Annotated in this window: 19 protein-coding genes and 1 pseudogene; 6 read left to right on the forward strand and 14 right to left on the reverse strand. The window is 61.0% G+C overall.

Annotation, left to right across the window (positions count from 1 at the left end; genetic code table 11):
• Positions 1-23: 23 nt before the first annotated feature.
• The 10 genes from BA022_RS19660 to BA022_RS12080 form a co-directional block, all read right to left on the reverse strand.
• Positions 24-116, reverse strand: coding sequence for a DUF1010 domain-containing protein (locus BA022_RS19660; RefSeq protein ID WP_418236087.1), 93 nt, complete (start codon positions 114-116; stop codon positions 24-26).
• A complete protein-coding gene (locus tag BA022_RS19185; RefSeq protein ID WP_148665177.1) occupies positions 106-384 on the reverse strand; it encodes a hypothetical protein in 279 nt (92 codons plus the stop codon). Before BA022_RS19185 ends, BA022_RS19660 begins: the two co-directional genes overlap by 11 nt.
• A 259-nt stretch (positions 385-643) precedes the next feature.
• On the reverse strand, positions 644-1,444 hold the full coding sequence (locus tag BA022_RS12050; RefSeq protein ID WP_088887638.1) for a hypothetical protein: 801 nt from the start codon (positions 1,442-1,444) through the stop codon (positions 644-646).
• 507 nt (positions 1,445-1,951) lie between these two features.
• Positions 1,952-2,491 carry a hypothetical protein gene (locus tag BA022_RS12055; protein WP_148665178.1) on the reverse strand — a complete coding sequence of 180 codons (540 nt, stop codon included), beginning with the start codon at positions 2,489-2,491 and terminating at the stop codon, positions 1,952-1,954.
• 12 nt (positions 2,492-2,503) lie between these two features.
• Positions 2,504-2,926, reverse strand: coding sequence for a hypothetical protein (locus BA022_RS19190; protein ID WP_148665179.1), 423 nt, complete (start codon positions 2,924-2,926; stop codon positions 2,504-2,506).
• Positions 2,927-3,447: 521 nt separating this feature from the next.
• Positions 3,448-4,011 (reverse strand): hypothetical protein, encoded by a 564-nt coding sequence (locus tag BA022_RS19195; protein ID WP_148665180.1) that lies wholly within the window; start codon positions 4,009-4,011, stop codon positions 3,448-3,450.
• Positions 4,012-4,129: 118 nt separating this feature from the next.
• Positions 4,130-4,777: a hypothetical protein gene (locus BA022_RS12060; protein ID WP_088887640.1), complete on the reverse strand. Its 648-nt coding sequence runs from the start codon at positions 4,775-4,777 to the stop codon at positions 4,130-4,132.
• 16 nt (positions 4,778-4,793) lie between these two features.
• Positions 4,794-5,231 (reverse strand): DUF1010 domain-containing protein, encoded by a 438-nt coding sequence (locus tag BA022_RS12065; RefSeq protein WP_335583070.1) that lies wholly within the window; start codon positions 5,229-5,231, stop codon positions 4,794-4,796.
• A gap of 699 nt (positions 5,232-5,930) precedes the next feature.
• Entirely contained in the window at positions 5,931-6,827 is an 897-nt protein-coding gene (locus BA022_RS12075; RefSeq protein WP_088887643.1) for a hypothetical protein, read from the reverse strand.
• A 75-nt stretch (positions 6,828-6,902) separates the two neighbouring features.
• Positions 6,903-7,337, reverse strand: a complete 435-nt coding sequence (locus BA022_RS12080; protein WP_088887644.1) for a GFA family protein — start codon at positions 7,335-7,337, stop codon at positions 6,903-6,905.
• 554 nt (positions 7,338-7,891) lie between these two features.
• On the opposite strand from BA022_RS12080, the pseudogene BA022_RS12085 reads away from it, so the two are divergent.
• Positions 7,892-8,899, forward strand: a pseudogene (locus BA022_RS12085) (integron integrase).
• A 515-nt stretch (positions 8,900-9,414) separates the two neighbouring features.
• Here the strand turns inward: BA022_RS12085 and glmS are convergent.
• The gene (glmS, locus tag BA022_RS12090; RefSeq protein ID WP_088887645.1) at positions 9,415-11,325 is read right to left on the reverse strand and encodes a glutamine--fructose-6-phosphate transaminase (isomerizing); all 1,911 of its coding nucleotides are present in this window, start codon (positions 11,323-11,325) and stop codon (positions 9,415-9,417) included.
• Positions 11,326-11,461: 136 nt separating this feature from the next.
• Between glmS and BA022_RS12095 the strand changes: the two genes are divergently transcribed.
• The 3 genes from BA022_RS12095 to BA022_RS12105 all read left to right on the forward strand — a co-directional run bounded on the left by BA022_RS12095 (position 11,462) and on the right by BA022_RS12105 (position 13,418).
• A complete protein-coding gene (locus tag BA022_RS12095) occupies positions 11,462-11,953 on the forward strand; it encodes an Lrp/AsnC family transcriptional regulator (RefSeq protein WP_088887646.1) in 492 nt (163 codons plus the stop codon).
• Between the two features lie 125 nt (positions 11,954-12,078).
• Positions 12,079-13,074, forward strand: a complete 996-nt coding sequence (locus BA022_RS12100) for a DnaJ C-terminal domain-containing protein (RefSeq protein ID WP_088887647.1) — start codon at positions 12,079-12,081, stop codon at positions 13,072-13,074.
• A gap of 2 nt (positions 13,075-13,076) precedes the next feature.
• Positions 13,077-13,418 (forward strand): chaperone modulator CbpM, encoded by a 342-nt coding sequence (locus BA022_RS12105; RefSeq protein ID WP_011804091.1) that lies wholly within the window; start codon positions 13,077-13,079, stop codon positions 13,416-13,418.
• A 34-nt stretch (positions 13,419-13,452) separates the two neighbouring features.
• Here BA022_RS12105 and BA022_RS12110 read toward each other — a convergent pair whose 3' ends face one another.
• From BA022_RS12110 to BA022_RS12120, 3 genes are all read right to left on the reverse strand, one after another.
• Positions 13,453-14,223, reverse strand: a complete 771-nt coding sequence (locus tag BA022_RS12110; RefSeq protein ID WP_088887648.1) for a sensor histidine kinase — start codon at positions 14,221-14,223, stop codon at positions 13,453-13,455.
• 4 nt (positions 14,224-14,227) lie between these two features.
• Complete coding sequence (gene glmU, locus BA022_RS12115; protein ID WP_088887649.1) at positions 14,228-15,658, reverse strand: bifunctional UDP-N-acetylglucosamine diphosphorylase/glucosamine-1-phosphate N-acetyltransferase GlmU; 1,431 nt, start codon at positions 15,656-15,658, stop codon at positions 14,228-14,230.
• A 191-nt stretch (positions 15,659-15,849) separates the two neighbouring features.
• Complete coding sequence (locus BA022_RS12120; RefSeq protein ID WP_228403587.1) at positions 15,850-16,218, reverse strand: DUF2917 domain-containing protein; 369 nt, start codon at positions 16,216-16,218, stop codon at positions 15,850-15,852.
• Positions 16,219-16,442: 224 nt separating this feature from the next.
• Here BA022_RS12120 and BA022_RS12125 point away from each other — a divergent pair, with 224 nt between their 5' ends.
• Positions 16,443-17,453: a LysR substrate-binding domain-containing protein gene (locus BA022_RS12125; protein ID WP_088887650.1), complete on the forward strand. Its 1,011-nt coding sequence runs from the start codon at positions 16,443-16,445 to the stop codon at positions 17,451-17,453.
• 251 nt (positions 17,454-17,704) lie between these two features.
• Positions 17,705-18,133 carry a bacteriohemerythrin gene (locus BA022_RS12130; RefSeq protein WP_088887651.1) on the forward strand — a complete coding sequence of 143 codons (429 nt, stop codon included), beginning with the start codon at positions 17,705-17,707 and terminating at the stop codon, positions 18,131-18,133.
• The last annotated feature ends 28 nt before the right edge of the window (positions 18,134-18,161 follow it).

Below are 18,161 nucleotides of genomic sequence, written 5' to 3' on the forward strand. Positions count from 1 at the left end.
CAGCTTCGCCTCGGGTCGGACGCCTAACGCCGAAAGTGAGCCGCCCGCCTTAGGCGGTTCGGCTTGACTGCACAGTTAGACCCAGACGCCAAAACGGGAAGCCTGTTAGCGCCCATTGCTCGGGTTCACATTGATTGCTGACATCAGAAGATATACCGCAGAAGTTGCGACGATGAAAGGTGGGGCAACGAAACCGATGAAGAAAAATGCAGCTGGAACACAAAGCAACAGCGCAATACCCGTCTTCTTCAATATCTTCCACACCTCAATCCCGTAAGCGATCGCCCTCGGATCCTTCGATTTTTTGCAAACGCAGGCAAGTATCAGAAGGAGCAGCAAGTAAAGTGGGCCAGCGAACATCGCTTCAGAACGACCGGAGGCCATGGGGTTCCCGGCACTTCCAACGTTCGCCAAGCCCGCGTAGCCCCAAAAAAGACTGCCGCCAATGCTGCGCCGAAGACGGACGAGGACATTCGAAGGGCGATTGACATGAGCGCTAACGTAGAAGTGACCGGCGGACAGTAGGCTGGCGACAGCCAGCCGATAGGACGTCCGCGTCGACTGCCATGTTAGACGTCACTTCGCGCGGCCAGGCAGCTTTCGGAACTGATCGTCCCGCAAGCGAGGGCAGGCCTCCACCTTGCTACTTCGAAAAGGACCATTTGGAACTCTCCACTTCTTCGTTACCACCAAACTGAATATGCAGCTGAGGGGTCAAGCCGGTAGAACCCGCGGGGATGCGGAAAAACTGATATGACCAACTACGCGACTTCAGGCATGACTCCTTCGCTTCTGGCTGGCAAGTGTCAGGCGCTCCAAACGCGTTTAGAACCGCTTCCCTGCTTGCCCCGACCAGTGGCCTCGGCTCGGGCACGGTGCGCACCCAACGAGCTGAAGCAGTAGTTGACGACCTGATCGCCCGAAGCTCAGACCCAAATTGTTCAAGGAACTCCAACTGCTCGCCGCGCTTAACCATCGCGTCGATGTCGATACCAAGTGCTCTTCCGCCCCATCGCTCTGGCCAGCAAGACCTTGAGTGGCCCAAGCCTAAGCCGGCTCGCATTAGTACGCCGCCCGGCGTGTGGAAAGCCGTCACGGAGTAGAAGACCTCTCCATTTGACAGGTTAGCGTACCTGATGGACTGCTGCTGAACAGGAAAGACAAGGCCTGCTCTCTCGGAAAAGCCGCCGACGTTCTTCGCTGCGGTAACCGTGGCGGAATTTGGGGCCATCCACACGACCGCTTCCTTCTTGCACAAGTTTGCGAACTGGCGCCGGCCAACAATCTCGTCCGCGAAAGGCAGGGTTGCAATTGCGACAAAGCTCAGAACCGCGACCAGGGCCGCAACGAGCGGCGGTTTGAATTTGGAAGCCAAGAACCTCGCCGACGCCATCGAGATGAGCAACCATGCGCCGCCAATGGCTAGAACGATGAGTCCAATCATGCGTCTAAGACGTCTACCGTAAAGGTGACCGTCCTGTTAGACATCACTCGCCCTCCGCAATGCACCGCTTACCCAACTTGTCCCACGAATCGTTGTCGGTCCGCAGCCAAGCGCGCTTCCTGAGCGACGCTTTCGATGGACGCTCAGGCTTCGCCATAGCCTTGTGCGGCAGAGTAGCGAACACAGGCGGCCGATCTACATTGCATCCGTCTAGCACCGTGTCGCGCTCGAACGAGCAGCCTCTTAGGACAAGGTTGCCCTTGGAATCCGATTCCGCGTGTCCATTCGCCGAATACAGCGCGCGCCACTCCGCGCCCCATTCCCGACCACCCCTACGCACCTCAAGCAACACGAAGTCACTGCCTCGGCACTCAAGCCATAGGCCATCCCATCCGGCTTCAGCAGATCCGGCGATCAGGAGTGCGCAGATGACCAGAGTACGTTGCATGTGATGTCTAACACCTGAGTTAAGCCGCGCCGCGAAGCGGCGTCGGCTTGGACGAATTGTTAGCGCTCATGCCGCTCACCGACCGCCCAAACCTGCACGCCCGGAACCCGCTCCAGCTTAGGTTGACGCCCGGCGTTGAACCCGGGGCACATAAAGAACACGTACTTATGTTCTGCGCCGGTTGCAGCGACTTTAGCCAAGTCCTTGTTGAGCTTCTGATTGTTTGACGTACTGACAGCGGCGAATACTTCGCATGCCAGCTCCCCGGCCAAACCGGACTCTATGTCCGACCCGCCGATGTTGCCCAGATTGAGCGTGAAAGGCGCCAGATGCGGATGAAGTTCGAACAGCGTGACTACAGCGCGCGCTGATGCGATGTACGTAAATGTTTGATTTAGCTGCTCGATGAGATTGAGCGGAGTTTCGGAATTGAGAGGATTGCAGCCAATGGGGCGGAATTTCATTTCCCAAAGCGTGCGGAGCGCGTCGGCTGGATCATGAAGCTCAATGACTTGGGCAAGCGCCCGCTCCGCAGAGCTAGCAACGGCATGCTCAAGCGCAATCGCTTCTTCTACGGTGGCTATGGATCGCTGCTTCATGAGCGCTAACGTTTAAGGTAAGGGGCGCCGCTTTAGCGGCGTCCCAGCGGAACGAAGTGGAGCGCTCTTGACCGCAGGGTTAGGGTTTTTTAGTTGCCGGATAAGAAGCCAAACGCCTATACCAAGGAACACTATTGAACCAGCGATCCAAACAGAAGTGGAGAGCCAGTAGCTTTGTGGGTCGTCAGCCAAATTTACAGTTGTTGGCCCCCACTTCGACAATGTTAGGGCTTTACCTGTGACGATTCCCTCAAGAGAAATGCCCAGGATGAAACAAGCAAGGCCACAGAACCCAACCAAGAAAATAGATAACGAAAGACGATTTTTGAGACGGAAGCCAAGAAGCAGCAGCATGGAAAGGAGGAGCGCGGGAATACCTACCCAGAAGGCCGTCAACATCAAGAGCTTGGAAAGGGATAGCAGTAGTGCGTCCATAAACCCTAACGCCCTGAGTTCAGCGGCCGCCGAAGGCGGTCCGCTGGAAGGACGGGTTAGCCGCGCATGACGACAAGTGGCGATAACAGCAGGACCCCAAGGACAAACCCTCCAACCAATGTTGATGCAAAGCCTATGCGTGCTGAGCGACTACCGACGTGCATAAGCACCGCATAGGCACCCGCGAGCACGACAGAAGCCATGAGGAAGAATTGTGCGCCTGCCCACGAAACACTTACCGCTCCACCGCCACCGTACCCAGCGAACTTGAGCCACTGCCATAGGCCACGCGCAGCAATTTCGAGCACCGCTCCCCATTGGGCTATGGCCGGGAGCAAGATTAGGACAGCTGCAGGGCGGAGGGCGAATGCACGGGCTTGCATGAGCGGCTAACGCCCGCGTTAACAGGCGGCTGCCAGCGAAGCTGGTAGACGTCCTGTTGAACAACCAGTTAGGCTGGCGGCAGATGCTCTAGTGATTGATATTGCTGCAAGCTGATGCATTTTATTGAAGTGCTCGCTTCATTTTTTGGATTCGTTGTGTTCTATTGATGACCTGATCGCTTTGAGTCTGTCTTCTACTTCTTTCCTAAGGGCAGGGCTCTCAATGACAATTGAATTTGTTGAATTCCATGGCTGGCACATATATGTTACCCAGGCTTGAGACCCTCGCCATTGCGAAAGAAACTGCGGCTTTATGTAGTCAGCTTGATGCTGGATCATTGAAATTCCGTATTGAGACTCTAGTGCTGCAATGAGTTCAGAAGTTCTTGGGCAACGCGCTTGCGTTTCCGTCCATAAGTCAACTTCAATGCGAAACAGCTTTTGATTGAAGTACTCGTAAGTGACTTCTTTGATAGTTAAGCTGCCCAGTGTCTTGGGTTCGTTAGGCATCGAGTAAGCATCAGAGATTTCTCTAGATGTCATGCCTAAGCTTGGTTGCCACTTCTCTAGCTGTTTCATTCCAGGAAGTGGCGGCGATCCGATGGTTGCACCTCGAAAACCGATGTTGGCATTGGATTGCGTCTGCTGTGTGGCACATCCGGCCAAAGCTATTGATGCAGCAAGTAGAGCGAGCGCTTTCACGATGTTTCTCTATAGGTGATTGATCGATGGGAGCCATCGATTTTGGGGACTAGCCAGACGAAGAGCCTAACGCCTGAATTAAGCCGCGCCGCGAAGCGGCGTCGGCTTGAATGAATTGTTAGCTGCCACGCGATATGCGCCAATTGAAAAAGCTGTAGATGGTTCCTTTGCCGGAAATTACAGCACGGCAAACTGACTCAATCTCTTGTATCGCAGCTGCAAGTTTTGGATTGATTGGGTCATCTTCTTCTAGGCCCTCCCAAAAGATTGCCTCGTACTTTTCAACTCGCGCTCTATGCGATTCCCACGCGCTGTCAGACGGGAAGCTATTGCGTGGCCAAAGACGGGCGAGCATGTTGGCAGACATCTGGATAGAGTTGACGATCTCTCTCAAATCTTCGAATGCCTTTGCCTTGTCTTTCCCGATCTGTGCCATGAATCTATAGCGCATTGCATGGAGTTTGCTAAATGTATCCTTGTATAGGTTGTACCGGACAAAGACGATAGAAGCGTTCCTTCTTGCATCGTAATCGGCGTCACTTTCAGTCTCGCCTCGTTCTATGTCCTTAAGCTCATGTCCGAAGCTGGCGGGGTGTCTTATGTGGCGAATTGCATCCGCAGCCTCGTAGAACAGCGCTAAAGCATCTTCGGCTAGCTCTATCTGACGCTTTCCGGTGTGCTCCCTACGCCAGGAGTCGATGCCATAGATCGCAACCCAGATAGCTATCAGCAGGGATACTTGCTGTAAGAGATCAAGCCAGCTCATGAGTCTCCCTTGGCAGCTAACGGCCCAGGTAAGCGGCCCGCCGTAGGCGGGTCCGCTTGAGCGCAGAGTTAGACCCGAAGGCCAAGAGGGAGCGCCTGGACTTGAAGACGGGCGCAGCCCATGAAAAAGCGCTGCGCCACGGAAGCGGCGCATTGCTACAATAATGATAGCTACTAGCGCTTGACTGGCAAGCGCTAGAGGCCAAAAATGCTTGAAACCGGCGCAACACATGCAGGCGAAGCCCGGCGAGCGGCCTAAACCCCCAAGGAGAAACCTTTGAGAGAGGCGAACCGCTGGAATAAATGCTGGCCTGCATGGAGCGGAATATGAAGGGGCTAACGAACAAAGTAAGCGGCTGGCCGTAGGCCAGTCCGCTTAACTGCCGGGTTAGCCTGCATGCCGAGCGCCCATACGTTTCCTGCGCGCAGCAAATGCGGCCGCGATGAGCACGCATGCAAACCACCAACAAAACAACGGCTGCCCCCAAACACCGAACCACGAGTACAAAAGCGAGCTGATAAGCGCGCCCTTGCCAGCAAAAGGCGGATGCTGAGGCTGAACAACCAACACAACGCCGAATATCGCTATGGCCACTGCAAGGATTGAGCAGACGAGCTCTGCGTTTCTTGCACCCGGAACAAACCCACGTTCCATTGATGTCCGCGAGAGGGGCTTAACTGAAGTTGAATTGCGCCGATTGCGAAAACTTTCCCAAATGATGAAAGCTGCAAGCGGACCGAGCGTGAGAAAAAGGAACGAGGCCTCTACCATTTGAGTGATGGCTAACGAACAAGGTAAGCGGGCTGCCGAAGGCAGATCCGCTTGACCGCCGGGTTAGGGCGCGACATGGGATTCAACCCAAATGGTTTCTCCAGGGTGGTGTTCAGCGATTGTTTCAAGTGCACCCTCAATGACTGATGCTGGCTGACCGGATAGTGGGTAAATAAACCGTGAAAGATTGGCGCCCGTTCGGCTTGAGTATTCGGCTTCACCTATGGCGTCTGAGCCGCACCAAACGGGAGATGAGTTTGACTTTGCCAAGTCGAGTGCTTCTGCCAAGCCTTTTGTAGTGATTGCGAGGAAAACCATATTCCTAACGTCCGAATTCAGCGGCGGGCGAAGCCAGTCCGCTGGAATGAATTGTTATGCATTTTTAATTATTTGGCACAAGCAAACCATTTGAATACTTGTAGCCTTTAACTTCGAGACCAACCCCTTCTTGAATGAACTGATCCGGTTTTGCGTGACCATTAAACCAGTGCAAAACATAGTTATAGTAATCATCAACGTTGCGCTGGTCAATTCCAAACATTTCAGGATGGGAAATACGAGATTCAATTTGGTATTTTTCGGAAAGCTGTAAAGAACCTTTTCTATACATTGAGTTGATCGCTTCCATGCAGCGGTTGTAGCTGTGCACACCATCGGCATGACGAAGAAATGTCAATACATGAGAGTATTTTCCGGATCTTATGGGTTCGATAATCTCGATTTCTTCTGATCCCGTAATTGCCTTTATCTGAATGCCTGCAGTGTTTGTTGTCCCTAAGACGGTTGCTGGTTCGTCTACGTTTTTACTGCTATTTTTTCTTATAAAAATAAGATCAAATCTGTTTTGTGGTGAATAAAAATTCGGATATTGACTTTTGGTTGTTATAAATCCAGTGCCGATTACCTTAAATTGATCTATATAGTCATCCTTGCACTGAGATCTATTTGTGCACCATGAGAAAGCGCTCTTACCTATGGTTCTTATATTTTCATTAAAAATGTTAACCGCGTATGCCTCGAATATAAATCCAGCAAAAGAATGGATGGGGAGTTTTGTTTGAAATACTAATTGATTATTTTCGTTATAAAAGAAGTGCCCTGTTTCAAGACCATCGGCGATTAGCTTTTGATGGTATCGGCTGTACAAAATTTGTTTTTGCAAATTTTCATTTACTGCTGGGTGGCGTGGATCAAGAAGGGCAAGTGGCCCTGAAAACAGGAGCTCGAGCGAAATATCGGTGGATCTTTCTTGCTCTGAAATAATTATCTTTTGTGTCACTATTGATCTTCCGCAAGTAACGCATAACACCTGAGTTAAGCCGCGCCGCGAAGCGGCGTCGGCTTGGACGAATTGTTAGGCCTGAGCCGGAGCAGGCTTGCCGCCCGGGACGGGTTGCCGTTCGATTCGCTCAATGGACGGATCAAGACACGCCCAGGCCGGCGCGCTATTGGCCCAGATGTTCATGCCTGGTCGGATCGAGGACGGATCCTCCAAGGTGCCTGCGCGGACAACGCGGAATTCGGGCCGTGCGCTGGAGCGGGCAAACAGGTGCGTGCCGCATGACGGGCAGAACTGCCGGGTCACGGAGTTGCCACTATCGGCGACGGTCGTGTGCTCAGACAGCGTGCCCGTGTGGGAAAGCCCCGCAGCCGGCACCAGCATGTTCACCGTCCCGTTGGCCGCAAGGTGCTGGCAATCCCGGCACCAGCACACACGCACGGCAAGAGGCTCGGCCGCCAAGGTGTAACCAACGGCTCCGCAGAGGCACTGTCCAGTTCTTTCAGTCATTGCACACTCCTTGTCGTGTTTCTCAGGCCTAACGCCCTGAGTTCAGCGGCCGCCGAAGGCGGTCCGCTGGAAGGACGGGTTAGCCGCGCATGACGACAAGTGGCGATAACAGCAGGACCCCAAGGACAAACCCTCCAACCAATGTTGATGCAAAGCCTATGCGTGCTGAGCGACTACCGACGTGCATAAGCACCGCATAGGCACCCGCGAGCACGACAGAAGCCATGAGGAAGAATTGTGCGCCTGCCCACGAAACACTTACCGCTCCACCGCCACCGTACCCAGCGAACTTGAGCCACTGCCATAGGCCACGCGCAGCAATTTCGAGCACCGCTCCCCATTGGGCTATGGCCGGGAGCAAGATTAGGACAGCTGCAGGGCGGAGGGCGAATGCACGGGCTTGCATGAGCGGCTAACGTAATGTAGACCGCACCAAGCCGCAGGCCATATCTGGCGCTTGCGGTCTAAATTGGCACGAAATGAACGCAGAAAGGGGCTTGTAGCCTGGCTTGACGGTGTGTATGCTGTATGAAAATACAGTACTAAATTCAGTCATGAAACCCGCCGCCCCTCCTGTGTTGCGCGCCACACGGTTGCTGGACCAAGTCCGTGAGCGAATTCGTTACAAACACTATAGCCTGCGCACCGAGCAGGCCTACGTGCAGTGGGTGCGCGTGTTTGTGAAATGGCACGGCTTGCGGCATCCATGAGACATGGGGCAGCTGGAAATCGAAAGTTTTCTAGCCATGTTGGCTAACGAGCGGCGGGTGGCGGCTGCCACGCACAACCAGGCGTTGAGCGCACTGCTATTCCTCTACCGCGAGGTGTTGGGCATGGACCTGCCATGGCTCGATGGCGTGCAGCGCCCGCGCACGCCCAAGCGCATTCCCTCGGTTTTGACGGTGGCCGAGGTGGCGGCTCTGCTATCGGCGTTGCCGGCCGATATGGCCTTGCTGGCCCGCCTGCTGTACGGCACCGGCATGCGGCTGATGGAAGGCCTGCGCTTGAGGGTCAAGGACCTGGATTTTGATCGTGGGGTGGTCGTGGTACGCCAAGCCAAGGGCGACAAGGATCGGGTCGTAATGCTGCCGCGCAGCTTGGCAGCCGAGCTGCACCAACAGGTGCTTGCTGCGCGCGCGCGGTGGGAGCAAGACCGGCAAGCGCAGCGCGGTGGCGTGGACGTTCCGCATGCACTGGAGACAAAATATCCCGGCATGGGACAACGTTGGGGATGGTTCTGGGTGTTCCCCGCTTCATCCCTGTCTGTGGACCCGCGCACAGGTGTGTGGCAACGCCATCACCTCTACGAGGAGCGATTACAGCGCGCACTGAAGAAGGCCGTTGCACAGGCGGGCATTTGCAAACCCGTTTCGGTGCACACCTTGCGCCACAGCTTCGCCACACACTTGTTGCAGTCGGGCACCGACATTCGCACGGTGCAGGAGTTGCTGGGGCACTCGGACGTGAGCACGACGATGATCTATACCCATGTCCTTAAAGTCGCAGCCGGAGGCACCTCCAGCCCGTTGGACTCCTTGGCGTTGAACATGCAGCATGGCTGAATGACGGCTTTGAAGCTTCTAGCTGGATGGCGGCTCAGGGTCGAGAGGACCCGTTCACACACGTTGGAAGCCGCCATTCCCGGAAGTCTCACAAGTCTCCTCCCGCCAAGTGACCGGTTCAAGTGGTAGACCGGTCTCTTGCGGTACTGACCGATGAAATCTCTGCTGTGGCACTTTGAACATGGCACGACGCCGAAGTCGAGCGGCAGCAACCAGCCTCTTGCAGTCATCGGAGCGTTTAGGGGCTGCTCGGACCGCAAGAACTTCTGGGAAAACCGAAGAAAAAGAGCGCTCACCTTGAGCGCTCTTTTTTGTATAGCAAAAAGTCCAATCCAGACCTAGGCGACATTCGCATGTATTGGTCTTCTTCACCCGTTGAATTCGAGTTTACGACTTTACAGTTACAAATGACCGCCCCGCAAACCCGCATGAATGCTAGAGGCCTGTTTACGACTTTATTTGCGAGTTTACGACTTTAATTGCCCGGATTAGTCGCGCCGCCGGTGTGCTTGGCCTTACTCCACCGTGACGCTCTTGGCCAGGTTACGGGGCTTGTCCACATCCGTTCCGCGCGCGCAGGCCGTGTGGTAGGCCAGCAGTTGCAGCGGCACCACGTGCAGCAGCGGCGACAGGGCGCCGTAGTGCTCTGGCATGCGGATGACGTGCAGACCTTCGCTGCTGTCGATATGGGTATCGGCATCAGCCAACACGTAGAGTACGCCGCCACGGGCGCGCACTTCTTCCATGTTGCTCTTGAGCTTCTCCAGCAGCGCGTCGTTGGGCGCCACGGTCACCACCGGCATGCTGCTGGTGACGAGGGCCAACGGGCCGTGCTTGAGTTCACCCGCGGGGTACGCCTCGGCGTGGATGTAGCTGATCTCCTTGAGCTTGAGGGCACCCTCCAGTGCAATGGGGTAGTGCAGTCCGCGGCCCAGGAACAGGGCGTTCTCCTTCTTCGCGAAGTCCTCGGACCAGCTGATGATCTGCGGCTCCAGCGCCAGCACGGCCTGCAGTGCGGCGGGCAGGTGGCGCATGGCTTTCAGGTAGTTGCCCTCGGCCTCCTCGGTCAGGCGCCCGCGCGACTGCGCCAGCGCCAGGGTCAACAGGAACAGTCCCGCCAGCTGCGCGGTGAAGGCTTTGGTCGACGCCACGCCAATCTCCACGCCGGCGCGGGTGACGTAGGCCAGCTCGCACTCGCGCACCATGGCGCTGGTGGCCACGTTGCAGATGGTGAGCGTGTGGCGCATGCCCAGGCTCTGCGCATGGCGCAGCGCGGCCAGGGTGTCGGCGGTTTCGCCGGATTGGCTGATGGTCACCACCAGCGTGCGCGGGTTGGGCACGCTGGTGCGGTAGCGGTATTCGCTGGCCACTTCCACCTGGGTGGGAATGCCCGCGATGCCCTCCAGCCAGTACTTGGCGGTGCAGCCGCTGTAGTAGCTGGTCCCGCAGGCGAGGATGAGCACGGAGTCGATCTCCTTGAACACACGCCAGGCTGCCGCGCCCTGCTGTCCGGGCTGGCCCACGCCGTCGAACAGCTCGGGCACGATGCCCTGCAGGCCGTGCAACGTGTCGGCAATGGCGCGCGGCTGCTCGAAAATTTCCTTTTGCATGTAGTGGCGATAGGGCCCCAGCTCCACCGCACCACTGTGTGCGTGCACGGTGCGCACGGGGCGGCTGCCGGCGTCCAGCGGCTGGCCATCGGCCGTGGTGATCCAGTAACGGCCCAGTTGCAGGTCCACCAGGTCGCCCTCTTCCAGGTACACGATCTGGTCGGTCACACCAGCCAGGGCCATGGCATCACTGGCCAGGAAGTGCTCTCCCTCACCGACACCCAGCACCAGGGGCGAGCCCGCGCGCGCACCCACCACGCGGTGCGGCTCGTCCTTGTGGATCACGGCGATGGCGAATGCGCCGTGCAGCCGCGCAGTCGCCGCGCGCACGGCCTGGAACAGGTCGCCGTCGTACAGGCTGTCCACCAGATGCGCGATGACTTCGGTATCGGTCTGGCTGGAGAACACGTAGCCGCGCGCCTGCAACTCGGCGCGCAACTCCTCGTGGTTCTCGATGATGCCGTTGTGCACCAAGGCCACGCGGCCGGGGCGCTCTGCCTGCGCCGGCGCGGCACCGGGTCCGTGGCTGAAGTGGGGATGGGCGTTGTGCACGGCGGGGGCGCCGTGCGTGGCCCAGCGGGTGTGGGCGATGCCCGTGGCGCCTTGGAGGTGTTCATGGCTCACCTGCGCCAGCAATTCGGCCACGCGGGCAGTGCTGCGCGCACGGCGCAGGCCACCCGCGGGCATTTCGCCCAGGCTCGCCTCGTGCACGGCGACGCCGCAGGAGTCATAGCCGCGGTACTCCAGCCGCTGCAGGCCTTGCACCAGGATGGGAACGATATTGCGGGTGGATACCGCGCCGACGATGCCGCACATAAATACTGCTCCGATGAAAGAATGGGCGAGATGCTAGGCGGCCTCTGCAGAAATTTTTGATCTGATTTTCATGACATATGAACAAAAATTTCTTCCGTCATAATCCAAGAAATATTTCTTCATAAAACACACTTTGATGGAATCCGATTCCTCGCTGGATGCCGTGGATTTGCAATTGCTGGACCTGCTGCAGCGCGACGCCTCCCTCAGCAACCAAGCTCTGGCAGAACAAGTGCATGTCTCCCCACCCACCTGCCTGCGCCGCGTGCGGCGGCTGCACACCCTGGGCCTGATCGAGCGGCAGGTGGCGCTGTTGCAGCCCGACCGCCTGGCCGCGCTGCAGGGCCACGGGCTGGCTGCGATCGTCGAGGTTGCACTGGACCGCCAGGGTGCCGAGCACCTGGACGCGTTCGAGGCCCGCGCCGTCGCCGAAGACGAGGTCCAGCAATGCTGGCGTGTCTCGCCGGGGCCGGACTTCGTGCTCATCGTGCACACGCGCGACATGCCGGGCTACCTGGCCCTGTCGCAGCGGCTATTCACGCAGGACGCCAATGTGCGCAACGTGAAGGCGTTCTTCTCGGTCCACCGTGCAAAATTTGAAACAAAAGTACCTCTATCGCTTATCTAGTAAGCGCCAACAGCTATTTAATTTATAGCAATCCTGCACGACCTCTTGACCTTCCGGGACATCGACTCCACTCTGTGAACCTCAAGGCCGCGCCCACTGCGGGCCGGCCATGCATGGAGGGACGCATGGAGTTCAAGGACTACTACCAGATCCTCGGCGTGTCACGCGACGCCACTGCCGCCGACATCAAGAAGGCCTACCGCAAGCTCGCGCGCCGGTACCACCCCGACGTGAGCAAGGAGGCCGATGCCGCGGCCCGCATGGCCGAGGTGAATGAGGCCAATACCGTGTTATCGGACCCGGAGAAGCGCGCCGCCTACGACGCGCTCGGCCGCGAGGCACCGCACCGCGCGGGGCAGGACTTCCGCCCGCCGCCGAACTGGGACGCAGGGTTCGAATTCACCGGCACGCCCGGCGCCGAGGGCATGGACGCGGCGCAGTTCAGCGACTTTTTCGAGCAGCTCTTCGGCCGCGCAGCCCGCGCCCAGCGCAGCCGGCACGCGGGCCCGTCGGCCCATGATGGAAGCGGCAGAACCTCACCACAGCGCGGGCGCGACCACCACGCCAGCATCGAGCTGGACCTGCGCGATGCCTACCTGGGCGCCGAGCGCACGCTGACGCTGCGCGGCGCGCGGCTGGACGACAGCGGCCACCTGGTCAATGAAGAACGCCAGCTGCAGGTGAACATCCCCAAGGGGGTGCGGGAGGGCCAACTCATCCGCCTGGGCGGCCAGGGCGGCCCGGGCCTGGGCGGCGCGCCCGCGGGCGACCTGTTCCTGGAGGTGCATTTCAAGCCCGACGCACGCTGGCGCGCCGAAGACCGCGACGTGTACCAGTCCGTCACCCTCGCGCCCTGGGAGGCCGAACTGGGCGGCCCCGTCGAGGTGCAGACACCCGGCGGCGCCACCGTGGAAGTGACCGTGCCGCCGCGCTGGAAACCCGGCCGCAAGCTGCGCCTGAAGGAGCGCGGCATTCCCGCCGCCACGCCCGGCGACCTGTACCTGGAACTGCACGTGGCCCTGCCCCCCGCCACCAACGAGGCCCAGCAGCAGGCCTACCGCGCGCTCGCGCAGGCCTTCCCGCAATTCCAGCCCCGCAAGCCCTCTACGCAAGGAGCCTGAGCATGCCCACGCCCCCATTTGTTGATCATGCCCTGGCCGAGCTGCTGGACGAGCAGCCCCGCCTCACGCTGGAAGACCTGGCGCGCACCTGCTGCATGGGCCCCGACTGGGTTGTGGAGCGTCTGGAGGCCGGCTTGCTGCAAGGCGAGCAGGCCGGCGGGCACTGGCGGTTCAGCAGCGCGAGCGTGGTGCGCGCGCGGCGGCTGGCACGCCTGGAATCCACTTTTGACGCCGACCCCGAGCTGGCCGCACTGACGGCAGACCTGATCGAGGAAGTGACCGCGCTGCGCCAGCGCCTGCGCGAGCTGCAGACGCGCCTGGGCCTGCCTGCGGCGATGCCTTGAGCGCGGCGGCGGGAAGTGCGGCAAGCGCAGGCCGCTACCGCGCCGCAGCCGGCCACTCCAGCGCCACCGTGCAGCCCGCACCGGGCGCCGCGGTGGCCTGGATGTGGGCGCCATGGCGCTGCGCGATCGCCTGGCACAGCGCGAGACCCGCGCCCACGCCCTCGAATTCGGCTTCGCGGTGCATGCGCTGGAACACGCCAAAGAGCTGCTGCGCGCGCGTGCCATCAAAGCCCACGCCGTTGTCCCGCACGGTGATGCGCACACCGCCCTGCGCCGCAGGTTCAGCCTGCACCTGCACATGGGGCTGCGCCACGCCGCGCGAGAACTTCACCGCATTGCCCAGCAGTTGCACCAGCAACTGGGCCAGCAGCTCGGCATCGGCCTGCACGACGGGCAGATCCGGCGCAATGTTCCATGCCGCGCCTTCGGCCGCCGCACCCAAAGCCTGCCGAGCCTCCTGCACAGCCGCGGTCAGCGCAACGGCCCGGGGCCGCAGCGCAGCGCTGCGTGCGCGGGCGATGGCCTGCAGCCCGTCGATCATCTGCGCCATGCGGCGCGCGGACTGCTCCATCGTGGCCAGGAAACCCAGCGCCTCGTCCACCTGCGGCGGCTGCTCCTGCAGTACCTCGCGCACCAGCGCGCCATAAGAGGTGACGTGGCGCAGCGGCGCGCGCAGGTCGTGCGACACACCCCGTAGAAAGTCCTCCTGCGCCGCCGCCATATCGCTGATCTGCTGGCGCGCCTGGGCCAGTTCGCTGCGCAGTTGCGCCAGCGTGTCCGCCGGTGGAATGCCCTCGCCGGTCATGGCCTCAACCCTTGGCCTGTTTGGCGGGGCGCTTCCAGTTCGCGATGCTCACCTGCCGGCCACGCGCCACGCTCAACCCCCCGGGTGGCGTGTCCTTGGTGATGGTGGAGCCGCCACCCACCGTGCCGCCCGCCCCAATGGTGACGGGCGCCACCAGCACGCAGTTGCTGCCGATGTGCACGTCGGCCTCGATCACCGTACGGTGCTTGTTGGCACCGTCGTAATTGGCGGTGATGCTGCCGGCGCCGTAGTTCACGCGCTCGCCCACGCTGGCGTCGCCCAGGTAGGCCAGGTGGTTGGCCTTGGCGCCGTCGGCCAGCGTGCTGTTCTTCACCTCCACGAAGTTGCCAATGTGCACCTCGCGCCCCAATTGCGCGCCGGGGCGCAAGCGCGCGAAGGGACCAATCAGTGCGCCTTCGCCCACATGGGCGCCGGCCTTCTCGCCATCGATGTGGGTAAAGGGGTGGACCACAGCGCCCGCGGCGATGGTGGCGTTGCTGATGTGGCAATAGGCGCCGATGCGCGCACCCTCGCCCAGTTCCACGCGGCCGGTGAAGATGCAGCCCACGTCGATCTCCACATCCTGCGCACAGAGGATTTCGCCGCGCGCGCCGCTGCGCGCATCGTCGCGCAGGTCAAAGCGCGCGGGGTCGGCCAGGCGAACGCCCTGCTCCATGAGTGCCGCGGCCTGGGCGCGCTGGTGCGCGCGCTCCAGCTCGGCCAGTTGCGCGGGGCTGTTCACGCCCGCCACCTGCAGCGCATCGCCAATGCAGTGGGCCGCCACGGGCACGCCGTCCGCCACGGCCATGGACACGATGTCGGTCAGGTAGTACTCGCCCTGCGCGTTGTCGTTGGTCAGACGCGCCAGCCAGCCCGCCAGGCGCTGCGCGGGCACGGCCATGATGCCGCTGTAGACCTCGTCGATGGCGCGCTCGGCATCGTTTGCATCCTTGTGCTCCACGATGCGCTGCACCGTTCCGCCCTCGCCGCGCACGATGCGGCCGTACCCTGTGGGATCGGGCAGGCGCACGGTGAGCAGCGCAAGGCGTTCGCCCGCCCCGGCCTCGACCAGCGCGCGCAGCGTCGCGGCCTGGGTCAACGGCACGTCGCCCGACAACACCACCACCGTGCCATCGCCCGCCAGCGCGGGCGTGGCCTGCTGCACCGCGTGGCCCGTGCCCAGCTGCGGCTCCTGGCGCACGAATTTCAAGTCAAAAGTGCCTCCAGTGCCCGCCAATCCTGCGCAAGCAGCTTCTACTTCTGTAGCGCCATGGCCCGTTACCACCACCACGCGGCGCGCCTGCAGGCTGGCGGCCTGGCCCAGCACATGGTGCAGCAGGGGCCGGCCGGCCAGGCGTTGCAAGACCTTGGGAATGCGGCTTTTCATGCGCGTGCCCTTGCCCGCGGCCATGATGATGATGTCCAGTGCTGTCATGAAGGTGTGGAGAGTGGAAGGTCGTCGTGTCCTGCCAGCCCAGGCCGGCAGCCCTCCGCCATTATCCCGCCGCCCATGCGCTCCCCCTCTGCGGCGCGGCTGCACCACCGCCCCTGATTGCTCCTAAAAAAATAGCTGCTAGCGCCCGTCATTCGGGCGCTAGCAGCCAGTTTGATGCGATAGCCGGACGATCAGGCGCGGCAGACATCGCCCCGGGGGGCGGCGTGCTGCGGTGACGGTGCGCGCACCGCGGCGGCGCTGCGCCACTGGAACTGCAGCGGCTCGCGGCCCATCGGCTCGACCACGGCGTGCTGGCCGGAGGCCACGCACACGCTCTGGCCCGCGTGCAGCATGAGGTCCCCCGAATCCTCGCGCCAGCCATGGGGGCCGTCGCTCAAGGTCACCCAGGCCAGGCCGCTGACCACGCGCAACTGCATCGGCGCGCGCGGGTGCAGGCTGCGCGCCGCGCCCTGGGGAATGGTGCACAGTTCCGTTCCGGCAACGCCGGCGGGAACGCTGGAGGCTTGCGAATGCAGAACTTGCGAGGTGGTCACGGTCATCTCCTGGTAAACCCTTTGAAGTGACGTCAGTGTGCGACTGCGACCCGGGCACCGTCCAATGAAAACGGAGGGCCTCATCGATTACGGAACGGCATCAATCACCGTATCACCCCCATGCCCCTGGGGACGGCAAACGCCAGCGGTGCAACCGCTGCCTGAGCAGCCTGCTGCGCGATCGATGAAAAAGCGCTAGCATTTTGATTCCCAATGGTCATCAATCTGCCATGAACTCCCCCCTCTTGCCCGCCAGCGCTCCTCCCATCGCGCATCTGCGCACCCGGCCCGTGGCCGTAGGCCATTGGCGCGCATTTCTGGCCGTGGCGCGGCATTTGAACTTCCGCGCCGCAGCCGAGGAACTGGCCCTGACCCAGTCGGCGGTGAGCCGCCAGATCCAGGCGCTGGAGGACGAAGTGGGCGTACCCCTGTTTCTGCGCCACACACGCGCCGTGGAGCTCACCAGCGCCGGCGGCCAGCTGCAGCGCGCCGTGGCGCCCGCGCTGGAGCGCATGGACGCGGCCGTACGCCTGGTGCGCCAGACGGCGGGGCGCAAGAGCGTGGCCATCACCACCTGGGCCAGCTTTGCGTCCATGTGGCTGATCCCGCGCATGGAGGAATTCCAGCGCGACAACCCCGACATCGACATCCGCATCGACGCAACCGACACCATCGTGGACCTGGAGACGGCCGACGTGGACCTGGCCCTGCGCTCCAGCGTGCCCGGCACGCAGACTGCGGGCGCGCAGCGGCTGTTTGGCGAGCAACTGGCGGTGGTGGCCAGCCCCTGGCTCCTCAACAGCATGCCGCCCATCCGCACGCCGGCCGACGTGGCGCAGTTCACGCTCATCGAGGCAGGCGACGCGCACCGCATGCCCTATTTCGAGTGGATCACCTGGCGGCGCTGGTTCGAACTGCACGGCCTGGGGCGGCTGCAGCCCAAGCGCTGGCTGTACTTCAACTACGCGCAGCAGATCGTCCAGGCCGCGCTGGCCGGCCAGGGTCTGGCGCTGGCGCGCATGCCGCTGATCGCGGAAAGCCTCGCCTCGGGCGACCTGCAGGAGGTGCTGCCGGGCCACCGGCTGGACTCTCCGCTGGTGTACTGGCTGGTCGTCGGCCCGCGCAGCGGCCAGCGCCCCGAAATCCAGGCGTTCAGCGCCTGGCTGCTGCTGCAGGCCGAAGCCACGCGCCAAGCCGTCGGCGAAGTGCCGGACACGGACCTGAACGACGACATCTCCTGAGCGCGGCACGGTCGCTCCTCTATTTATAGCGCCTAGCGCGCGATGGGCGGGCGCGTTTGGCTTTTTTTGCACAGGAATGCGTGGCAAACCGCTCACGCAGCCGGGCGCTTCGTCTGACGAAGATCAAGGCCCATGCAAATCCATGCGAATGACATGGTCTTCCCTTATGGGTTGTCACGCAAAGGTCTGCGACCGTCGGCAGGCTATGCCCCGCCCCCGACAACACCAATGGACAGAAGAGAAGACCCTGTATGCCTTTCATGCCCTGGACCGCGGAACTGGAACTTGGCCTGCCCGAAATCGACGACCAGCACCGTCAACTGGTCGCGCTGACCAACGCCCTGCACGATGAACTGAGCGCGGCGAGCCCGCGCCGCAGCGCCGTGGGCGAAATTTTGGAAGGCTTGGTGGACTACACGCACAACCACTTCATCGTGGAGGAGGTGCTGTTCCAGCAGCACGACTACGCCGAGACTCCCGCCCATAAGGCCGAGCATGACGGCTTCACGCGCAAGGCCATGGATCTGCTGACGCGCTTTGACGGCGGGCAGGAGGTCACGCTGGAGGCGCTGGAATTCCTCAAGCAATGGCTGGTGCACCATATCTGCAAGGTGGACCGCGCCTACCTGCCTTTCATGCGCGAGGCGCTGCAGGCGCAACGCACCGTCGCCCTGGCCTGAAAGGGCATGAAAAAAGCCACTGCGCGGA

Source organism: Diaphorobacter nitroreducens (assembly GCF_002214645.1).
GTDB classification, from domain to species: Bacteria; Pseudomonadota; Gammaproteobacteria; order Burkholderiales; family Burkholderiaceae_C; genus Diaphorobacter; species Diaphorobacter nitroreducens.

Coding starts and splice junctions, on each gene's coding strand:
- BA022_RS19660 (WP_418236087.1), bottom strand. CDS start 116: ATGGGCGCTAACAGGCTTCCCGTTTTGGCGTCTGGGTCTAACTGTGCA.
- BA022_RS19185 (WP_148665177.1), bottom strand. CDS start 384: ATGGCCTCCGGTCGTTCTGAAGCGATGTTCGCTGGCCCACTTTACTTG.
- BA022_RS12050 (WP_088887638.1), bottom strand. CDS start 1,444: ATGATTGGACTCATCGTTCTAGCCATTGGCGGCGCATGGTTGCTCATC.
- BA022_RS12055 (WP_148665178.1), bottom strand. CDS start 2,491: ATGAAGCAGCGATCCATAGCCACCGTAGAAGAAGCGATTGCGCTTGAG.
- BA022_RS19190 (WP_148665179.1), bottom strand. CDS start 2,926: ATGGACGCACTACTGCTATCCCTTTCCAAGCTCTTGATGTTGACGGCC.
- BA022_RS12060 (WP_088887640.1), bottom strand. CDS start 4,777: ATGAGCTGGCTTGATCTCTTACAGCAAGTATCCCTGCTGATAGCTATC.
- BA022_RS12065 (WP_335583070.1), bottom strand. CDS start 5,231: ATGCGTGCTCATCGCGGCCGCATTTGCTGCGCGCAGGAAACGTATGGG.
- BA022_RS12080 (WP_088887644.1), bottom strand. CDS start 7,337: ATGACTGAAAGAACTGGACAGTGCCTCTGCGGAGCCGTTGGTTACACC.
- glmS (WP_088887645.1), bottom strand. CDS start 11,325: ATGTGCGGCATCGTCGGCGCGGTATCCACCCGCAATATCGTTCCCATC.
- BA022_RS12095 (WP_088887646.1), top strand. CDS start 11,462: ATGGAATCCGATTCCTCGCTGGATGCCGTGGATTTGCAATTGCTGGAC.
- BA022_RS12100 (WP_088887647.1), top strand. CDS start 12,079: ATGGAGTTCAAGGACTACTACCAGATCCTCGGCGTGTCACGCGACGCC.
- BA022_RS12105 (WP_011804091.1), top strand. CDS start 13,077: ATGCCCACGCCCCCATTTGTTGATCATGCCCTGGCCGAGCTGCTGGAC.
- BA022_RS12110 (WP_088887648.1), bottom strand. CDS start 14,223: ATGACCGGCGAGGGCATTCCACCGGCGGACACGCTGGCGCAACTGCGC.
- glmU (WP_088887649.1), bottom strand. CDS start 15,658: ATGACAGCACTGGACATCATCATCATGGCCGCGGGCAAGGGCACGCGC.
- BA022_RS12120 (WP_228403587.1), bottom strand. CDS start 16,218: ATGACCGTGACCACCTCGCAAGTTCTGCATTCGCAAGCCTCCAGCGTT.
- BA022_RS12125 (WP_088887650.1), top strand. CDS start 16,443: ATGAACTCCCCCCTCTTGCCCGCCAGCGCTCCTCCCATCGCGCATCTG.
- BA022_RS12130 (WP_088887651.1), top strand. CDS start 17,705: ATGCCTTTCATGCCCTGGACCGCGGAACTGGAACTTGGCCTGCCCGAA.